Here is a 17,185-nt window from a genome sequence, read left to right as displayed (position 1 = left end):
TATCCCAAAACCGCTGCACACTTTTGGGCGACATGCACTAACCCAGCCTGTTGACGAACGCCTCGCGAATTGCCTCCTGCATGCCATCGATCGCCTCGCCCGAGGCATTCGGGTTGCGGTGCATCACCACATTCGAGGAATCGATGTCGCCGAACCCATCCGCGGACGTCAGTTCGCGACAGCCGGCAGGGATGTTGCTGCGTGAGATCGGCGCGATGGCCAGCCCGGAGGTGACGGCGAGCTTGAGGCCGCCGGTGGTGTCGCTCGTATAGGCGACACGATAGGCAAGGCCGCGCTGCTCCAGCGATTTGACGGCAAAGTCCTTGCACCAGCCCGCCCGGTTGTAGAGCGCGATCGGCACCGGCTGCTCCTCATGCATGTGGTGCAGGGTCGATGTCACCCACACGGTCGGATCGTGCATCAGCACTTCGCCGCCAGCAGGATCCTGCCATTCGAAAACCACGCAGAGATCGAGTTCGCCGGCGGCGAGCGCCGCCACCTGCGCCCCCGAATGCGCATAGCGCACGGTGACTTCGACCTGTGTGTGGCGCTTCGAAAAAGCGCCGAGCGCACGTGACAGGATGGCGTGGCCATATTCCTCCGGAATGCCGATTCGCACCGGCCCGCCAAGCGGCGCTGCCGCCATCGACGCCGCCGTCTCGTCGAGCAGCGAGACGATGCGGCGGGCGTTGACGATGAGTTCGCCGCCGCGCCGCGTCAGCGCGACGCCGCGCGAACCGCGCTCGAACAGGCTGTCGCCGATCAGGTCCTCGAGCTTCTTCATCTGCATCGATACCGCTGACTGGGTGCGGCCGGCCTGCTCCGCCGCCCTGGTGAAATTGCCGGCTTCGGCAACGGCGACGAAGGTCCGCAGGAGGTCGCTGTCGAGGTTCGGCCGCATGAAATCCGCCATAAGGGAATTTGATTGCTGATATCATTCCAATTCGTTTGCAACATGTCAAACGCCGGACGATAGTCGCCTCTCCCATTGGATATGCGGCTGCGAAATCGGCCGCGGACCAATTCGAAGAGTCCTCACTCATGCCCGCTGCCCGAAACGGTGGCGGGTTCTTTTTCGCTTACAGGGAGCCTGGACGGCAGATGCGGAATCGGATGGTGCTTGGCATCCTGAGCCTGTGCCTTGGCGTGCTGGTTTTCTCGCTGCAGGATCCCCTCGTCAAAGCCGTATCGAGCGGCTATCCGGTGACCGAGGTGATGGCCATCCGCTCGATCGTTGCCTTGCCGATCCTGATTGTACTCGTCCACGCCGATGTCGGCTTGCCAGCGATCCTGTCGAAGCGATTCGGCATGCTGACGATGCGCGCCTTCATCCAGTTCACCTCCTATACGGTGTATTATCTGGCCATCGCTGCCTTGCCGCTGGCCGACGCGGTGGCGCTCTATTTCATGGCGCCGCTGTTCATCATGGTGCTGGCCGGGCCGTATCTTGGCGAGCGCGTCTCCTGGCAGACGATGGCGACCGTGCTGATCGGGCTGTTCGGCGTCCTCGTGATGTTGCGCCCCGGCGCCGGGTTGTTCGACTGGGCGGCGCTGCTGTCACTGGGCTCGGCGGCGCTCTACGGCTTTTCGCAGCTGATGGCCCGCAAGATCGGCGATACCGAATCGTCGACCGTCATGGCCTTCTATCAAAATGGCGCCTACCTGGTTGGCGCGGCCGTGGTTGCCGGCGCATTTCATCTTGCCGGCATTACCCACGCCGTCCACCCGAGCCTGGAATTCCTGGTGCGGCCCTGGCTCTCGCCGACGCTGCCCGATTTTCTCAAGATGGCGGCCTGCGGTTTCGTCGCCTCCGCCGGCATGATCCTGCTGTCGCAGGCCTACCGGATGGCCCCGGCCAACCGCGTTGCCACTTTCGAATACACCGGCATTCTGTGGTCGCCGCTGTGGGGTTTCCTGTTCTTCGCCGAGGTGCCCAGGTCGACGACCGTGATCGGCGCGGCCCTCATCATCGGCGCCGGCCTGCTCGCCCTCAACTCCGAACGCCGCAAGAGCGCTCCGCCCGTGCTCGCTGCCACCGATCCGGCCTGATCAGGCGAAGCAGATAAGCGCCCGTTCGACGCGTGAGCGGATTTCGGCCAGCGTAAACGGCTTCTGCACAACATCGAGGATTACGCCGTTCAACTCCTCGGCTCGCTCGCGCTGGTCTGCATAGCCGGTCATCAGCATGATCTTCATCGACGGGAAGTGTGCCGCCGCCGCAATCGCCATCTCGATGCCGTCCATCTCCGGCATACGGATGTCGGAGATGACGAGATCGTAGCGGCCAAGCGCGGCCCGGATCAGCGAAAGCCCCTGCGCGCCGTCCGCGGCGACGTCGATTGTGTGCCCGGCACGTTCAAGCGCGCGGGCGGCCAGGGTGCGGACGGACTCATCGTCCTCGACGATCAGAAGCTTTGCCATGGCCGCCATATTTGGCGGCGAAAAGTTGACTTTTCCTGAAGGCGCCAGGCCTTTTCAGAATTCGCACCGGCGAGTCAAATGGCGTGGTTTTCGAGAACCGGAGCGAAGCGACCATTCGGGTCCGTGAGCACCGGAATCACAGAAAGCCGCGTCAGGTGGCCGGTGTAGAATTATCAAAGGGCCTCACACATCACCTTTGACGACGCCGACAAACGGCAACTCACGAAAGGCATGGGCGACATCCATGCCGTAGCCGACGACGAAATAGTCGGGACAGTCGAAGCCGACATAGTCGGCGTTGAGCGCGGTCTGGCGGCGCATGCGCTTGTCGAGCAGCACGGCGATGGCGCAGCTCCTGGCGCCGCGCGACAGCATCAGGTCGCGGGTGAAGCTCAGCGTCTTGCCCGATTCGAGAATGTCGTCGATCAGCAGCACGTCGCGCCCGGCGACCTCATTGTCGATGTCGCGCAGCACCCTCACATCGCCGCTGGTGGTGCCGGCGCCATAGCTGGAAATGAAGATGAACTCGACCTCGGGGGACAGCCCGACATCATGCATGGCGCGGATCAGGTCGGCGGCGAAGATGAACGAGCCCTTCAGCACCGAAATCACCAGCAGGTCGTGATAGTCGTGCTCGGCGATCTCCTTGGCGAGTTCGAGATTGCGCCGTGCGATCGCCGATGCCGAAAACAGGACTTCGATGTCCTTGCCGCGTACGATGGGCATAGATGGTTGTTCCCCGGTGATCGCCTACTGCGCGAAAGTGACCGATACGGTCCTTACGCCGTTCTTAGGCACGTCGAGGCGGCTGGCAAAGCCGAATCTTTCGCCCGACGCCAGCGAACGGCCGGATGTCCCCAACGTATAGCGGGTCATGTGCCCATCATTGCCGGTCACCCGGATTTCGAGCGGCGGCAGCGGCGCCGGTTTCGCGCCGTCATTGGCCGCCTCGCCGTCGACGAACAGCACGGGATTCTGGCCCGAGGCGTCGACGCGTGACGTGACGCCGGAAATGCTCAGTGCCGACGCCTGCGCGCTGGACAGGAACGGCGCCTGGCGCACCAGCGCATGCCCGCCGGAGACCCAGAAGGCGGCCAAGGCGGCGCCAATCCCGGCAATCCAGAAAATCGGTCCGCCGCGCGAGGCCGGCGGCCGCTCCACCGGAGCCTCGGGCTTGCGCAGCATGTCCATGCCCTCGATGGACGGCGTGACGATCGCACGCGGCAGCGGCGAAACGCTTTCCGCGGCGGGGACAAGGCGTGGCATCACCACGTAGTCGGCATCGACAATATCTGCCGCCGGACCGCGCATGAACCGGTCCGCTGCGGCAATTGCCGCCGGATCGGTCATGATTTCGCCGGAAACCGGGCGCGCGGTTCGATCGTCAGCCATCATGGCACCAGCATTGCAGCACGTGTTCGCTTTTCGTTTCTTTTGCGTAAACACAAATGGTTAACGCTTCCCCACCGGAGCCCTCGTGACGAGCCGAAAGAGCCCAGAAATTAACCGCCGGTTAACCATGCCGGCCGATGGTCTTTTCCCAGAACAGGCTGGCTCACTGCAGCCGCGCATTTCAGGTCGTCGAAATTGATTCGCTTCGAAAATGTCGGCCTCCGCTATGGCATGGGTCCGGAAATCCTCCGCGACATTTCCTTGCACATCCCGGAGCGCTCCTTTCAGTTCCTGAGCGGGCCTTCGGGCGCCGGCAAGACGACATTGCTGCGCCTGCTGTTCATGTCGCTGAAGCCGACGCGCGGGCTGATCACCATCTTCGGCAAGGACCGTTCGCGCATCTCGCGCACCGAACTGCCGCATCTGAGGCGTCGCATCGGCGTGGTGTTCCAGGATTTTCGCTTGCTCGACCACATGACCACCTATGAAAACGTGGCCTTGCCGCTGCGCGTGCGCGGGCGCGAGGAGGCGAGCTACCGCACCGATGTCACCGAGCTGTTGAAATGGGTCGGGCTGGGCGAGCGCATGCATGTGCTGCCGCCGGTTCTGTCGGGCGGCGAGAAGCAGCGCGCCGCGATCGCGCGGGCGCTGATCGAGCAGCCGGAGATCCTGCTGGCCGACGAGCCGACCGGCAATGTCGATCCGCCGCTGGCGCGACGCCTGCTGCGGCTGTTCATCGAGCTCAATCGTCTCGGCACCGCCGTGGTGATCGCCACTCACGACCTTGGCCTGATGGAACAGGTCGACGCACGCCGCATGATCCTGGCCGGCGGAAGGCTGGATATCTATGACTGAGCTGTCCGCCGAACATCTTGAGGAACGGGAGCAGGACGCCGAGGCAAGACCGCGTGCCCAGCGCAGGATGGCACCGATCGTGCCGGCACAGAACATCGCCGGCCGGGCGCTGGTGCTGGTCATCGCAATCATGACCTTCCTGTCCTGCCTGACTTTCGGCGCGGTGACGCTGGTGCGCGACACGGCCTCTGTCTGGGAGAACCAGATTTCGCGCGAGGCGACGATCCAGATCAAACCGGTCGACGGCCTCGACATGGAGGCAGCTCTTGCCCAGGCCTCGCAGATCGCCGGCGAATTCCCCGGCGTGAAGGCGACCCGGATCATCGATCGCGAGGCGACCGCGAGGCTCTTGGAACCTTGGCTGGGCTCTGGCCTCAACATTGACGAGCTGCCGGTGCCGCGCCTGATCATCGTCACCATCGACGAGAGCAGCCCGCCTGATTTCGTCGCCATGCGCGCCGCGATCACCCCGAAATTGCCAAGTGCATCGCTCGACGATCACCGCACCTGGGTCGACCGGCTGGTGGCCATGGCCCGCACCACGGTGACCATCGGCATCGCCGTGCTGGCGCTGATGCTGTCGGCGACGGTGCTGACCGTGGTGTTCGCGACGCGCGGCGCCATGGCTGGCAATGGCCATATCATTGAGGTGCTGCATTTCGTCGGCGCCGAGGCGCGCTTCATTGCCCGCGAATTCCGCCGGCATTTCCTGGTCACCGGGATGAAGGGGGCCGCTGCCGGCGGAGCCGCCGCAGTGCTCGTGTTCATCGTCTTTTCCTGGTGGTCGTCGCGCAACATCGCGACGCCGCAGGCCGACCAGGCGACCGCCTTGTTCGGCAATTTCGCCATCGGCTCGGCCGGCTATCTCGGCGTCGTTCTCATGGTGCTGGTGATCGGCGGACTGACGGCCGCGACGTCCCATGCCACTGTTGTCGCCTATCTCAGTGATATCGACGTTCGCCAGCCGGATGCCGGCTAATCCACGTCGCTCGAAAGCAGGACCAGGTCGAAACAGTCAGATCGATACAGACAGGGTGATCACGGATGGAGAATTGGCGTAACGCAAATTGCGTCTTTCAGCTACCCAAGACCGCATTTCAGGATTAACCATATGGCGATGGACGCGCGGGAACCGACCGGAACGGCTGGGCCTATGCCAGTGATGGTTGCCCGTTCGTGTGCCCACGGCGAGCTCAGCCGTCTGAAGGCTGCGTTGCGCGTGTCCGCTCTCTCCCTGCTCATCCTCGCAACATTGTTTGCCGGCGGCTTTGGCTGGTTCGCCAACAAGGTCAGCCATCTGACGACGCCCGCCAATCCGGCCAAGGCCGACGCGATCATCGTTTTGACCGGCGGCCAGTCCCGCCTCGACGCCGCGATGGATCTGCTGGCGTCCGGCAAGGGCGAGCGGCTGTTGATCAGCGGCGTGCATCCTTCCGCCAGCCGCCGCCAACTGCAGGCGGCGATCGGTGGCGACAAGCGACTGTTCTCCTGTTGCGTCGACATCGACCGAGCCGCGTTGGACACGATCGGCAATGCCGAGGAAAGCGCCAAATGGGTGGAGAGCCATGCCTACGGCACGGTGATCCTCGTTACCAACAACTATCATATGCCGCGCAGCCTGCTGGAAATGGGCCGGCTGCTGCATGGCGCCAAGCTCGAGCCCTATCCGGTGGTCAACACCAACCTCGACAATGGCAGTTGGCTGACCAAGCCGCGGGCATTGCGCGTGCTGTTCACCGAATACAACAAATATCTGCTGGCGCTGGCGCGCGGCATCGTGCCGATGAAGCCGACACCCGACGGCATCGCGCTGGCCGAAACTGCGGCCGGCGGCTGAACCATCATTCGCCGGCGGCAGCACCTGCCTCGGCGGCAGTGCCTGAAGTCCCCTTGAGGCGTGCGATCTCCTGTTCAAGGCGCTCGATACGCCTGTCCCGTTCGCTGAGCGCCGCTGCCACGTCAGCCGCCTCGAACCGCTGCGGGATGTGTTGCGCGCAATTGGCATCCCAGGCTGACACCGCGAACAGGATGACCTGCTCGGGGCGGGCCTTGTAGTCCGGTGGCATCAGCCTCGCCGTCAGTTCGGCGTCGCCTTCCACGACCCGCGCGGAGCCCCAGATCTTGATGCGCTGCCGGTGGGCATAGTCGATCAGGAACAGGAAAGCCTGCGGATTGTCGGCCAGGTTGCCCTGCGTGATGAACTGCCTGTTGCCAGAGAAATCCGCAAAGCCGATCGTATGTTGATCCAGCACTTTGAGAAAGCCGGCGGGTCCGCCGCGATGCTGGATATAGGGCTGGCCATCGCCATTGGCCGTCGACAGGAAGACGCTGGTCTGCATCTCGATGAAGGCGGCAAGATCAGGTGTGATGACGGCCTGCCAGCCGCCACGCTCCTCGACGCGAGCATAGGACTGGCGTGACCCCTTGCGAGCCTGGATCGCCTTGACGGTCGGCGTGAAGGCGACGTCGCTGGTGAAAGCGTGAGCATTCATGAAAGCCTCCTTGCCCGGACGATCTTAAAGCCCGAGCTCCGACAATGACGGATGGTCGTCCGGCCGCCGGCCGAGCGGCCAGTGATATTTGCGATCCGCCGCGCCGATCGGCAGGTCATTGATGCTGGCGATGCGCAGACGCATCAGCCCGTGTTCGTCGAATTCCCAGTTCTCGTTGCCATAGCTGCGGAACCATGAGCCACTGTCGTCGTGCCATTCATAGGCGAAGCGCACGGCGATGCGGTTGCCGTGGAAAGCCCAGACCTCCTTGATCAGCCGATAGTCGAGTTCGCGGCTCCATTTGCGCGTCAGGAAAGCCTGGATGGCATCGCGGCCTTGCAGGAACTCGGCGCGGTTGCGCCAGCGGCTATCGGTTGTGTAGGCAAGCGCCACCCGGGCCGGATCGCGCGAATTCCAGGCATCCTCGGCCATGCGCGCCTTCTGCGCGGCGGTCTCGGCTGTGAAGGGCGGTATCGGCGGCCGGCTTTCAGACATGGTAGCTCCTTGCTCGTCGAGGCCTTGCTGCAGCCAGGCCAACCCCGATATAAAGCCTTCCATCCTTCAAATGCAGATGACATATTCGCAATCCGTCCTTCCACTTTCTGGAAGAAGCTATGGATCGTCTCGAAGCCATGTCGCTTTTTGTCGCCGCAGTGGAGGCCGGCAGCCTTTCCGCCGCGGCGCGCCGTTTCGGCATTCCGCTGGCGACGGTCAGCCGCAAGGTTTCCGAACTGGAACGGCATCTGAATACACGCCTCTTGAACCGCTCGACGCGCCGGCTGACGACGACCGATGCCGGCCAGACCTATCTTGCCGCCTGTCGTCGCATTCTCGATGACGTCGGCGAGGCCGAACGCACGGCAGCCGGCGAATACAGCGCTCCGACCGGCGAACTGGCCATCACCGCCCCGGTGGTCTTTGGCCGCCTGCACGTGCTGCCGGTCGTCACCGGCTTTCTCGCGGCCTATCCCGACGTGGACATCCGCCTGACGCTTGCAGATCGCATAACCCAGCTGGTCGAGGACCATTTCGACCTCGCCATTCGGATCGGCCGGTTGCCCGATTCGAGCCTGGTTGCCATTGGCGTCGGCTCGATCCGCCGCGTCGTTTGCGCGAGCCCGGCCTATCTCGCCGAACATGGCACGCCGACGACCCCGCAGGATCTGGAAACACACAGTTGCATCACTTTCGAGGGACTTGCCTCCGCCGCCACCTGGACCTTCACCAAGGGCAAGGTGGAAGTCCCGGTCCAGGTCCGCTCGCGGCTTCAGGTCAACACCGCCGAAGCCGCCATCGACGCGGCGATTGCCGGTGTCGGGCTGACCAAGGTGCTTTCCTACCAGATCGAGGCCGCGCTGCGGTCAGGCACGCTGCTCGTCCTTCTGCAGGAGTTCGAGCCTGAGCCATGGCCGGTAAGCCTGGTGCATGCGGGCCACGGTCTACTGCCGGTCAAACTGCGTGCTTTTCTCGATTTTGCCGCCCCGCGCCTGAGGGAGCGGCTGGCGCGACTGGTGTAGCGGAACCGGGCTGCCTGCCGAACGGCGCTCGTTCTTCTTTGCCGGTCAGAGCGGCTTGCGGCCATTTCCTTTTTGCCTGCGCTTGGTGTAACCAACGCACACCTCCTCACCGGGCCTCCCGCATGCTCTATATCCGATCGCTGGCGTTCAACTTCGTCTTCTACGTCAATCTGATCGTCCAGATGATCCTCTGGACCCCCTACTATTTCCTGTCGCCCCGCCACCGCGCCTGGTTCGTGCCGAAATTCTGGTCGCGCACCTGCATGTGGCTCTATGACAAGATTGCCGGCACCAGCAACGACATCACCGGCCAGGAAAACCTGCCCGAAGGCTCCTTCATCCTGGCGCCCAAGCACCAGTCTTTCTGGGATGCCATCGCCTTCTTCCCTTTCCTGCAGGACCCGCTCTACATCCTCAAGCGCGAGCTGACCTGGATCCCGTTCTTCGGCTGGTACATCATGAAGATGCGCATGATCCCGGTCGACCGCGGCAGCCGCTCGAAGGCGTTGAAGGCGGTGGTCGCCGCCACCAAGGAGGAAATGGCGCGCAACCCACGCCAGCTGATCATCTACCCCGAGGGGACGCGCCGCGCGCCGGGCGACGAGCCGGCCTACAAATACGGCATCGTTGAAATCTACTCGCAGCTTGGCGTTCCGGTGGTGCCGGTCGCCCATGTTGCCGGTCTCTACTGGCCGCGCCGCAAATTCCTGCGCTACCCCGGCACGATCAAGGCGCGGTTCCTGCCGCCGATCCCGCCCGGCTTGAACAAGGACGAATTCATGGCCCGGCTGATCGGTGAGACGGAGGCTGCCTGCGACCAGCTTCTCATCGAGGCATCCCGCGCACCCAACCCGCCGGCCTTTCCGCCAACGGCAATGAAGCGGCTGCGGGAACTCGGCGCGAAAGCTTGAAAGGCTCGCGAGTCGACACTTAGCAGACCATGGCCAGCGCGGTGGTCAACACCAGCGTCGCGGCGAAGACCAGGTTGATGATCCGCGACGCGGCCGGCCTGCGCAGGAAGCGCGCGAACGCCGCGCCCGCGACGAGCCACAAGGCATGGATGGCAACAATCATCACGGCGAGAACAGTCAGTTTGGGCCACATGCCGATATCGCCGGCCGACGAGGCGCCGGCGAACACGGCGGCGATCGCCACATAGGCTTTTGGGTTGGCGACAGCCAAGAGAAACCCAGCCAGCCATGTTGGGCGCGAAGCCTCTCGGGCGCGCGCCGCCAGTGGCGGAGCGGTGGCGATCCTGAACGCGAGATAGAGGATGTAGGCCGCGGACGCGCCAGCCAGCACCGGCGCCAGCTTCGGCATCGAGGCAAGCACCGCCACCACCCCGGTTGCCACCACCAGAAGCACGGCAATCGTGCCCAGGATGATCCCGCAGGCATAGCGCAGCGAGTGGCGCAGACCGAAGGCAGCGCCAACGGCGGTGACGCTTATCGTTGCCGGCCCCGGGCTGCCCATGACGACGGTGGCGGCAAGCACCAGCCCGAGCAATTGGCGCCAAAGATCCGGCTGCGAAAGAAGCGGCTCAGTCATCTCATCCTCTGCCTTGCCACGTGCGAAGGACGGTATGGCAAGGCAAGAGGGCAGTCTTGGACGTTCGTGCGTGCAGCGGCCGAAGGAACTTTCAGCCGCTCGCTCTGTCCAGTTCGGCCATGTCGTCTGCGGTCAACTTCAGCGACACCGCCTTGATCAGGCTGTCCATCTGCTCAGGCTTTGTGGCGCTGGCGATCGGCGCGGTGACCCCTGGCCGCGCGATAACCCAGGCAAGCGCCACCTCCGCCTGCTTTGCCGAATGCCTGGCCGACACGGCATCGAGTGCTGCGAGGATGCGCGCGCCGCGCGCATTGAGGTAGTCTTTCACCCCGCCGCCGCGCGGGCTTTGACCGAGATCGGCCTCATTGCGGTACTTGCCGCTGAGGAAGCCCTTGGCCAGGCTGAAATAGGTGATGACGCCGATATCCTCAGCCGCGCACAGATCGCGCAACGGCCCGTCGAAGGAGGAGCGATCGTAGAGATTGTATTCCGGCTGCAGCACCTCGTAGCGTGGCAGGCTGCGCAGGCTCGCCACATCGAGTGCCGCGCGCAACTGGCCGGCGTCGAGGTTCGAGCAGCCAGCATAGCGGATCTTGCCCTTGGCGAGGAGCTTCTCGTAGGCGCCAAGGGTTTCCTCATAGGGCGTGGCCGGATCCGGCCAGTGCGACAGATAGAGGTCGATGACGTCGGTCTGCAGCCGCTTCAGCGACGCGTCGACGGCCTTTTCGATATAGGCGGCGGACAGGTCCTTGTGGCCCTGCCCCATATCCGAGCCGACCTTGGTGACCACCACGACTTGATCGCGATTGCCGCGGTCCTTCATCCACTTGCCGATGATGGTTTCCGATTCGCCGCCCTTGTGGCCCGACACCCAGCGCGAATAGGCGTCGGCCGTATCGACGGCGTTCAGGCCGGCGCCGACGAAGCGGTCGAGCAGGTCGAATGAAGTTTTCTCGTCGGCGGTCCAGCCGAAGACGTTGCCGCCCAGAACCAGCGGCGCGATGGAAAGGTCGGTGCGACCGAGACGGCGTTTCTGCAAGGCGTATCTCCGGGGTGATTGGTGGTGGGCGAATGCTGCCCAATGAGGCTCGGACCCTAACCTAGGTCCCGCAATGTCGAGGTCAAAGGCCTGGCCGCCTTTTCCGCAGAGCCAGCACTTCACAAAGGCGCGATGCCGCTTCTTCCAGCCAGTCGCGGATTCCAAAGCCTGCGCCTCGCAGACAGGTCGCTTACTGGTTCTGACGCCGGTATTCACCAGGCGGCAGGCCCACCGCGCGGGCGAACAGCCGGCTGAAGGAGGCAGCATCCCGATAGCCGACCTGATAGCAAACTTCGAGAACACCAAGCCTGGTGCTTTCCAGCAGGGTTTTCGCCGCTTCGATGCGCTGATCCTGAATCCAGCGCCCGGGCGTCGTATGCAATTCCTCGGAGAACCGACGGGCAAGCGTCCTTGGCGTCTGCCCCAGCTCCTTGCCAAGAAAAGCAAGGTCCAGCCGCCGCAGCTGGCTGTTAGACAGCGCTTCGATCCGGTCGCGGAACGGCGCGGGCACAGGCTGGTCCGGCAGCGGAAACTCATAAGGCGTCTGCACCTGCCGTGACGGCGGCAGCACCAGGAGCTTGCGCACAAGGCGTTCTTCCTCGGCAAAGCCGAGATCCCTGAGCAGGGCCCGGCCAAGTTCGAGGCCGGAAAAGCCGCCGCCGCAAGTGTAGATGCGCCCCTCCTGGACAAGGACGCGGGAGGCGTCCCAACGCACCTTCGGAAAGCGGCGACGCGCATCCGTCTTCAGCCACCACGAGATCGTCGCCCGCTTGCCATCGAGAAGGCCGGCCTCGGCGAGGAAGTAGCCGGCACCGCAATGCCCGGCAATGATGGCGTTCTCGCGCTGCGCCCTGGCGATTATCGGCACGGCATGGCGACCCTCTTCCTCCAGCGCGGCAGTCAGCTGCGGTATCTGCACGCCGGGCATGGCAAGCAGGATCAGCGCGTCCATCCGTCTGGATGGCTCGCGCTTCGTCTGAAAGGAAATCCCGGGCGTGGTGGCGGCATCTGGTTGCCGTGCCACGAATTCGAAGGAGATCATTTGCTCGCCGCGGATGGTGTTCACCATGTCGAACATCTCGACAAGGGTCGCGGCGACCGCCGAATAGAAGGTCGACGGCAACCAGATCACCACGTGGACAGGGCTCATCGCATCTCTTTCGACAGATTCTGCAGTACGGCAAGTTTGGCAGTTTTAGCACATAGATTGTCAAATCTGCCAATTCGGATTTTTTGGCTGCCGTCCTAGCTTCCCGGCATCGTCGGCGCGGCTGTCGCGCCGGAGCTTGCCATTGGAGGCTGAAATGAAGGCAATCGTGTTCGATGGAATCGGCTCGCCGCGGGATGTGCTCTATCTCGACGACATTCCCGTCCCGCAGATCGGCGACAATGAGGTGCTGGTCAGGATGGTGTCGGCATCGATCAACCCGGGCGATTTCCTGTTCATCGAAAACCTCTACCCCGAACCGAAGAAGCCGCTCTTTCCACGCCAGGTCGCGGGAAACCATGGCGCCGGCATCGTCGAGCGGGTGGGCGCCAACGTCGCCCTGCAACCCGGCACACTGGTTGCGTTCAGCTACTACAACAGCTGGGCCGAATATGCCGCCGTACCGGCCGAATGGCTGATCCCGTTGCCGGCGGACTATCCGCTTGAACGCGCCGGACAGATGGTCAACCCGATTACGGCGTGGGACCTGCTGGAAGATTCCCGCGTCCAGCCGGGCCAGTGGCTGGCCGTTACGGCGGGCTATTCGTCGGTATCCACAATGGTCATGCAATTTGCCCAACGGCGCGGCATCAATGTTCTGTCGGTGGTGCGGCGCACCCATGACGGGCTGGACCTGAGAACGCTCGGCGCAGCCGCCATCCTCGATCTATCGAACCTCAAGGCCGGAGTCCGGGAAACGGTTCTGGATATGACCGGAGGCGCGCGACTGAGCGGTATCGTCGACAATGTCGGCGGGCCTGTCAGCGGCGAACTGATCCGCAGCCTCGCGCTCGGCGGCCAGATGGTCATCAATGGCGGCATGAGCCCGGAACGCTACGAGCTGCACAATTTCGACGTGCTGCTCAGCGGCCTCGAAATCAGGGCCAATATCTATCGCTACTTCTTCTCGCCACCGGTCGAAGCCGACGGCCCGATCCTGCGCAAGATCATCGATGTCTTCGGCCGACCGGATTTCCATGTTCCGGTCGGCGGGCTTCATCCGCTGGCCTCGTTCAAGCTCGCCGTCGCCGACAGCCTGGACCGCGCCGATCTCGGAAAGCAGATTTTCGCTATGTAGCAGCCGCACGTCGTTCCTTAGAGCTCGATTCGCTTAGCCACGTCCTCCAGCCAGTGGTCGCTTATCCCCAGCGCTTCAAGGTGCTCCAGCGTGCTGAGCACATAGTCCTCGTTGTTGCCGGACTGGCCGACCGCGCCCCGCACCACGGCCGCCGCGTCCGCCGCGTCAAGCGCGCCGGCATATTGCTCGTGCTGGCGGTCGACGATGTAGGCCACGGCTTCGACCGTGCCGCCACCGTCGAGGCGAACCTTGAGCGTGCGTTCGAGATAGACGTTGGTTACCAGCTCGCGCTCGCGCAGATAGGCGATCACCTCGTCGCGCAATTCGCCGGGCACGCGGAACGCCAGGCCGACGCAGGAGCCGCCACGGTCGAGGCCGAGCACCAGCCCCGGTCGTTCGCGCGTGCCGCGATGCACGAAGGAATAGACGCACAGCGAGCGCCGGTAGCCGTGCAGGCGCGCGCGCTGTGTCTCGACATGCGCGAAACCCGGCCGCCAGATCAGCGATCCATAGCCAAACACCCAAAAATCGCCCATATCGCCGCGCCTGATTGCAAAGAATGGCAACACCGCACCGGAACCGGTGTTTTTCCGTCCGCCTCTGTCTACCTATTGTTGTCGGAATCGAGAGTCCGCCTACAACATCCATGCGTTAACGAGAGCCAAAGCATGACGTCAAGTGACGAACACCAACCGAAACGCCGACGCGGCCTGTTGTGGCTTGTGGCGTTCGTCGTCGTGCTGTTCGCGATCTACAGCGGCGGCTGGTTCTACCTGGCCGGACGGGTCAAGAGCGAAGCCGACCGCGCGGTGGCCACGCTCAACAAGAATGGCGTCGAGGCCGGCTGCGCCAATCTCCAGGTCAGCGGCTATCCCCTGAGCTTTGCCATCTCCTGCGACAACCTCGCCTATGAGGACGATGCCAGGAACATCGCCGCCTCGGCCGGCAGCTTCAATGCCATCGCCCAGATCACCCAGCCTCTGTCGCCGGTTGCCGATCTGCGCGGTCCGCTGAGGACCTCCGTTCCGGGTATGGTGCCGCTGTGGATCGACTGGGACAATCTGCAGGCCAACGTCAAACTGTCATGGCCGCTGCCACGGCGGATCTCGCTGCAGGCAGACGGTCTGTCCGGCCAGACCGACCCGGCCGACGACACCGATCCGGTCCAACTGTTCAGCGCCGGCAAGGCGGACGGCCAATTGCAGCCGAACGGTAGGGATATCGACTATCTCGGCAACTTCCGCGATCTCGAGATCGATTCCGAAGCGATCGGTGGGCGCGTGCTGCCGGCGCTCGACGCCAGCGGCGACGTGACGCTGAAGAACGGCGTCGCGCTGATCGGCACGCAAGTGAAGAGCCTGCGCGGCCAGGCGATCGAGATCCGCAACCTCGACCTGTCGTCGGGGACGGCGCGCATCACTGTGTCCGGACCGCTGTCGGTCGATGCCGAAGGCCTGATCGACGCCGACCTGATGATCCGGCTGAAGGATCCGAAAGCCGTGGCGGCCATCCTCGGCGCCGCCATCCCCGAGCAGAAAAGTCAGATCGAACAAGGCTTTGGTGCCTTGGCGCTGCTCGGCAGCGAACCGTCGATGCCGCTGAAGGTGGTCAAAGGCAAGGCCTCGCTCGGCTTCATCCCGCTGGGCGAGATCAAGCCGGTTGAATAGTGCATGTCGCCCAGAGTACGCAGCGGTTTTGGCACAACGACATGCATCAGGCAGAGACTTGAAGTGCGCCGCATGAGTCCCTCGAAATGAACCACCCCGTGAGGCTCTTGAGTGTCGGCGCCCTGACGCTGGACACCATCTTGCGGGTCGAGACGCTGCCCCTCCATCAGGGCAAGTTCATCGCTTCCGACGGCGTCCAGATCGCCTCGGGCATGGCGACCAGTGCGGCCTGCGCGGCGCATCGTCTGGGGGCAAAGGTGTCGCTGTGGGCGAGCGCCGGGGACGATCCGGTCGGCGATCATCTCGTTGCCGCCATCGAAGCCGAGGGTGTCGATTGCGCCTATGTCCGCCGCGTCAATGGCGCTCGCTCGGCACTGGCCTCGATCCTGGTCGACGCGCATGGCGAGCGAATCATCGTACCTTTCTACGACAGGCTCGCCCAGGCCGATCCCGGTGCTCTGCCGGCCGCCGACCTCACCGCATTCGATGCCGTGCTGGTCGATGTCCGCTGGCCGAGTGCGGCAGCTCTTGCCCTGGAGGCGGCGCGCGCCATTGGCCGGCCGGCGATCCTCGATGCCGATACCGCGCCGAGGGATGTGCTGGAGCAACTGCTGCCGCTGGCATCCCATGTCGTCGCCTCTGAGCCGGCGGCGCGCATTCTGTGCGGGGCGGAACTGGATCCGCGCCAAGCCTGCGAGGTGCTTGCCCGGCGCAGCGATGCATTTGTCGCGGTCACCGGCGGCGCGGCAGGAACCTGGTGGTTCGATCGAATGACGGGATCGTCCCGCCATGTCGCGGCGCCGAAGATCAAGGCGGTCGACACCTTGGCGGCCGGCGATGTCTTTCACGGCGCGTTTGCCGTCGGGCTGGCGGAAGCAATGCCGGTCGAGCTGGCGCTGCGTTTTGCCAGTGCGGCCGCCGCACTCAAATGCCAGCGCTTCGGCGGCAGGTTGGGTGCGCCGAACCGCGCCGAGACGCTGGCGATGATGGCGAACCACTGGCCAGCAGGCTAGCCTGGATCGGGCAGCTAGCTCTTCGCAGGATGCTCGACCGCCTGACGGCCAAAATCGGGCACGTCGATGTCCTGGCCGGCCTCGATGATCGAGCGGCGAACCGCACGGGTGCGGGTGAACAGATCGAAGAGTTTTTCGCCGTCGCCCCAACGGATCGCGCGCTGGAGCGAGGCCAAGTCTTCCGAGAACCGCGCCAGCATTTCAAGAATCGCGTCCTTGTTGTGCAGGCACACGTCGCGCCACATGGTCGGGTCGGAGGCGGCAAGACGGGTAAAATCGCGAAAACCCGAGGCCGAATATTTGATCACTTCGGACTTGGTCACCGATTGCAGGTCGTCCGCGGTGCCGACGATGTTGTAGGCGATGATGTGCGGCAGGTGCGAGACGATGGCCAGCGTCATGTCGTGATGCTGTGGGTCCATCGTGTCGATGTTGGCGCCGCAGCGGCGCCAGAATTCCGACAGCCGTTCCAGCGCCTCCGGGTCGGTGTCGGGCAGCGGGGTGAAGATGCACCAGCGATTGTCGAACAGATCGGCGAAACCGGCATCGGGACCAGACTTTTCCGTGCCTGCCAGCGGATGACCGGGTATGAAATGGACACCATCAGGCACATAGGGCTGCATCTGGGCGATGACCGATGCCTTGGTCGAGCCGACATCGGTGAGGATGGCGCCTTTCTTCAGCGTCGGCGCGATTTCCTCGGCCACTGCGCCGGACGAGCCGACCGGCACCGAGACGATGACCAGATCGGCATCGCGGACCGCTTCTTTGGCATCGGCGGTGTAGGAATCGCCGAGCCCAAGCTCCTCCGCCCGCGCCAGCGTCGCGGCACTGCGTGTCGAGATGGCGACGTGACGGGCCAGGCCCTCGCGGCGGATGACACGGGCCAGCGACGAGCCGATCAGGCCGATGCCGACAAGCGCGATCTTTTCAAACATCGGTGATGTCATGGTGTT

20 protein-coding genes are annotated in these 17,185 nt (G+C 64.0%); 9 read left to right on the top strand and 11 right to left on the bottom strand.

Features of this window, described 5'->3' with window-relative positions; genetic code table 11:
• Positions 1 to 37: 37 nt before the first annotated feature.
• A complete protein-coding gene (locus AC1D10_RS06245; protein ID WP_477269660.1) occupies positions 38 to 901 on the bottom strand; it encodes a LysR family transcriptional regulator in 864 nt (287 codons plus the stop codon).
• Between the two features lie 200 nt (positions 902 to 1,101).
• Here AC1D10_RS06245 and AC1D10_RS06240 point away from each other — a divergent pair, with 200 nt between their 5' ends.
• A complete protein-coding gene (locus AC1D10_RS06240; RefSeq protein ID WP_477269658.1) occupies positions 1,102 to 2,049 on the top strand; it encodes a DMT family transporter in 948 nt (315 codons plus the stop codon).
• Here the strand turns inward: AC1D10_RS06240 and AC1D10_RS06235 are convergent, their stop codons facing one another.
• The 3 genes from AC1D10_RS06235 to AC1D10_RS06225 all read right to left on the bottom strand — a co-directional run bounded on the left by AC1D10_RS06235 (position 2,050) and on the right by AC1D10_RS06225 (position 3,816).
• On the bottom strand, positions 2,050 to 2,421 hold the full coding sequence (locus tag AC1D10_RS06235) for a response regulator (RefSeq protein ID WP_477269657.1): 372 nt from the start codon (positions 2,419 to 2,421) through the stop codon (positions 2,050 to 2,052).
• Between the two features lie 183 nt (positions 2,422 to 2,604).
• Complete coding sequence (hpt, locus tag AC1D10_RS06230; protein WP_477269655.1) at positions 2,605 to 3,147, bottom strand: hypoxanthine phosphoribosyltransferase; 543 nt, start codon at positions 3,145 to 3,147, stop codon at positions 2,605 to 2,607.
• 24 nt (positions 3,148 to 3,171) lie between these two features.
• Positions 3,172 to 3,816 (bottom strand): hypothetical protein, encoded by a 645-nt coding sequence (locus tag AC1D10_RS06225; protein WP_477269653.1) that lies wholly within the window; start codon positions 3,814 to 3,816, stop codon positions 3,172 to 3,174.
• Between the two features lie 192 nt (positions 3,817 to 4,008).
• On the opposite strand from AC1D10_RS06225, the gene ftsE reads away from it, so the two are divergent.
• From ftsE to AC1D10_RS06210, 3 genes are all read left to right on the top strand, one after another.
• Positions 4,009 to 4,668: a cell division ATP-binding protein FtsE gene (gene ftsE, locus AC1D10_RS06220; protein WP_010911739.1), complete on the top strand. Its 660-nt coding sequence runs from the start codon at positions 4,009 to 4,011 to the stop codon at positions 4,666 to 4,668.
• On the top strand, positions 4,661 to 5,647 hold the full coding sequence (locus AC1D10_RS06215; RefSeq protein WP_477269651.1) for a cell division protein FtsX: 987 nt from the start codon (positions 4,661 to 4,663) through the stop codon (positions 5,645 to 5,647). Before ftsE ends, AC1D10_RS06215 begins: the two co-directional genes overlap by 8 nt.
• A 132-nt stretch (positions 5,648 to 5,779) precedes the next feature.
• The gene (locus tag AC1D10_RS06210) at positions 5,780 to 6,505 is read left to right on the top strand and encodes a YdcF family protein (RefSeq protein ID WP_477269649.1); all 726 of its coding nucleotides are present in this window, start codon (positions 5,780 to 5,782) and stop codon (positions 6,503 to 6,505) included.
• A gap of 4 nt (positions 6,506 to 6,509) precedes the next feature.
• On the opposite strand, the gene AC1D10_RS06205 is transcribed toward AC1D10_RS06210, so the two are convergent.
• Both AC1D10_RS06205 and AC1D10_RS06200 read right to left on the bottom strand, forming a co-directional pair.
• Entirely contained in the window at positions 6,510 to 7,160 is a 651-nt protein-coding gene (locus AC1D10_RS06205) for a pyridoxamine 5'-phosphate oxidase family protein (RefSeq protein WP_477269647.1), read from the bottom strand.
• Between the two features lie 24 nt (positions 7,161 to 7,184).
• Complete coding sequence (locus AC1D10_RS06200) at positions 7,185 to 7,655, bottom strand: nuclear transport factor 2 family protein (RefSeq protein ID WP_477269645.1); 471 nt, start codon at positions 7,653 to 7,655, stop codon at positions 7,185 to 7,187.
• 119 nt (positions 7,656 to 7,774) lie between these two features.
• Here AC1D10_RS06200 and AC1D10_RS06195 point away from each other — a divergent pair, with 119 nt between their 5' ends.
• On the top strand, positions 7,775 to 8,677 hold the full coding sequence (locus tag AC1D10_RS06195) for a LysR family transcriptional regulator (RefSeq protein WP_477269643.1): 903 nt from the start codon (positions 7,775 to 7,777) through the stop codon (positions 8,675 to 8,677).
• A gap of 122 nt (positions 8,678 to 8,799) precedes the next feature.
• Positions 8,800 to 9,588: a lysophospholipid acyltransferase family protein gene (locus AC1D10_RS06190; RefSeq protein WP_379103417.1), complete on the top strand. Its 789-nt coding sequence runs from the start codon at positions 8,800 to 8,802 to the stop codon at positions 9,586 to 9,588.
• Positions 9,589 to 9,607: 19 nt separating this feature from the next.
• Here AC1D10_RS06190 and AC1D10_RS06185 read toward each other — a convergent pair whose 3' ends face one another.
• The 3 genes from AC1D10_RS06185 to AC1D10_RS06175 all read right to left on the bottom strand — a co-directional run bounded on the left by AC1D10_RS06185 (position 9,608) and on the right by AC1D10_RS06175 (position 12,414).
• Positions 9,608 to 10,225, bottom strand: coding sequence for a LysE family translocator (locus tag AC1D10_RS06185; RefSeq protein WP_477269640.1), 618 nt, complete (start codon positions 10,223 to 10,225; stop codon positions 9,608 to 9,610).
• Between the two features lie 91 nt (positions 10,226 to 10,316).
• On the bottom strand, positions 10,317 to 11,264 hold the full coding sequence (locus AC1D10_RS06180; protein WP_477269638.1) for an aldo/keto reductase: 948 nt from the start codon (positions 11,262 to 11,264) through the stop codon (positions 10,317 to 10,319).
• A gap of 190 nt (positions 11,265 to 11,454) precedes the next feature.
• Positions 11,455 to 12,414: a GlxA family transcriptional regulator gene (locus tag AC1D10_RS06175; protein WP_477269636.1), complete on the bottom strand. Its 960-nt coding sequence runs from the start codon at positions 12,412 to 12,414 to the stop codon at positions 11,455 to 11,457.
• 154 nt (positions 12,415 to 12,568) lie between these two features.
• Between AC1D10_RS06175 and AC1D10_RS06170 the strand changes: the two genes are divergently transcribed.
• Positions 12,569 to 13,549 (top strand): quinone oxidoreductase family protein, encoded by a 981-nt coding sequence (locus tag AC1D10_RS06170; protein WP_477269634.1) that lies wholly within the window; start codon positions 12,569 to 12,571, stop codon positions 13,547 to 13,549.
• A gap of 17 nt (positions 13,550 to 13,566) precedes the next feature.
• Here the strand turns inward: AC1D10_RS06170 and AC1D10_RS06165 are convergent, their stop codons facing one another.
• On the bottom strand, positions 13,567 to 14,085 hold the full coding sequence (locus AC1D10_RS06165; RefSeq protein WP_477269632.1) for a gamma-glutamylcyclotransferase: 519 nt from the start codon (positions 14,083 to 14,085) through the stop codon (positions 13,567 to 13,569).
• Positions 14,086 to 14,217: 132 nt separating this feature from the next.
• Here AC1D10_RS06165 and AC1D10_RS06160 point away from each other — a divergent pair, with 132 nt between their 5' ends.
• Together AC1D10_RS06160 and AC1D10_RS06155 are read left to right on the top strand one after the other, a co-directional pair.
• Complete coding sequence (locus AC1D10_RS06160; protein WP_477269630.1) at positions 14,218 to 15,216, top strand: DUF2125 domain-containing protein; 999 nt, start codon at positions 14,218 to 14,220, stop codon at positions 15,214 to 15,216.
• Positions 15,217 to 15,302: 86 nt separating this feature from the next.
• Positions 15,303 to 16,229, top strand: a complete 927-nt coding sequence (locus AC1D10_RS06155) for a sugar kinase (protein WP_477269628.1) — start codon at positions 15,303 to 15,305, stop codon at positions 16,227 to 16,229.
• 14 nt (positions 16,230 to 16,243) lie between these two features.
• Here AC1D10_RS06155 and AC1D10_RS06150 read toward each other — a convergent pair whose 3' ends face one another.
• Positions 16,244 to 17,179: a prephenate/arogenate dehydrogenase family protein gene (locus AC1D10_RS06150; RefSeq protein WP_477269626.1), complete on the bottom strand. Its 936-nt coding sequence runs from the start codon at positions 17,177 to 17,179 to the stop codon at positions 16,244 to 16,246.
• Between the last annotated feature and the right edge of the window lie 6 nt (positions 17,180 to 17,185).

It is taken from the genome of Mesorhizobium sp. P2_A8 (assembly GCF_056404935.1).
This window is presented reverse-complemented; position numbering and strand designations above follow the sequence as displayed.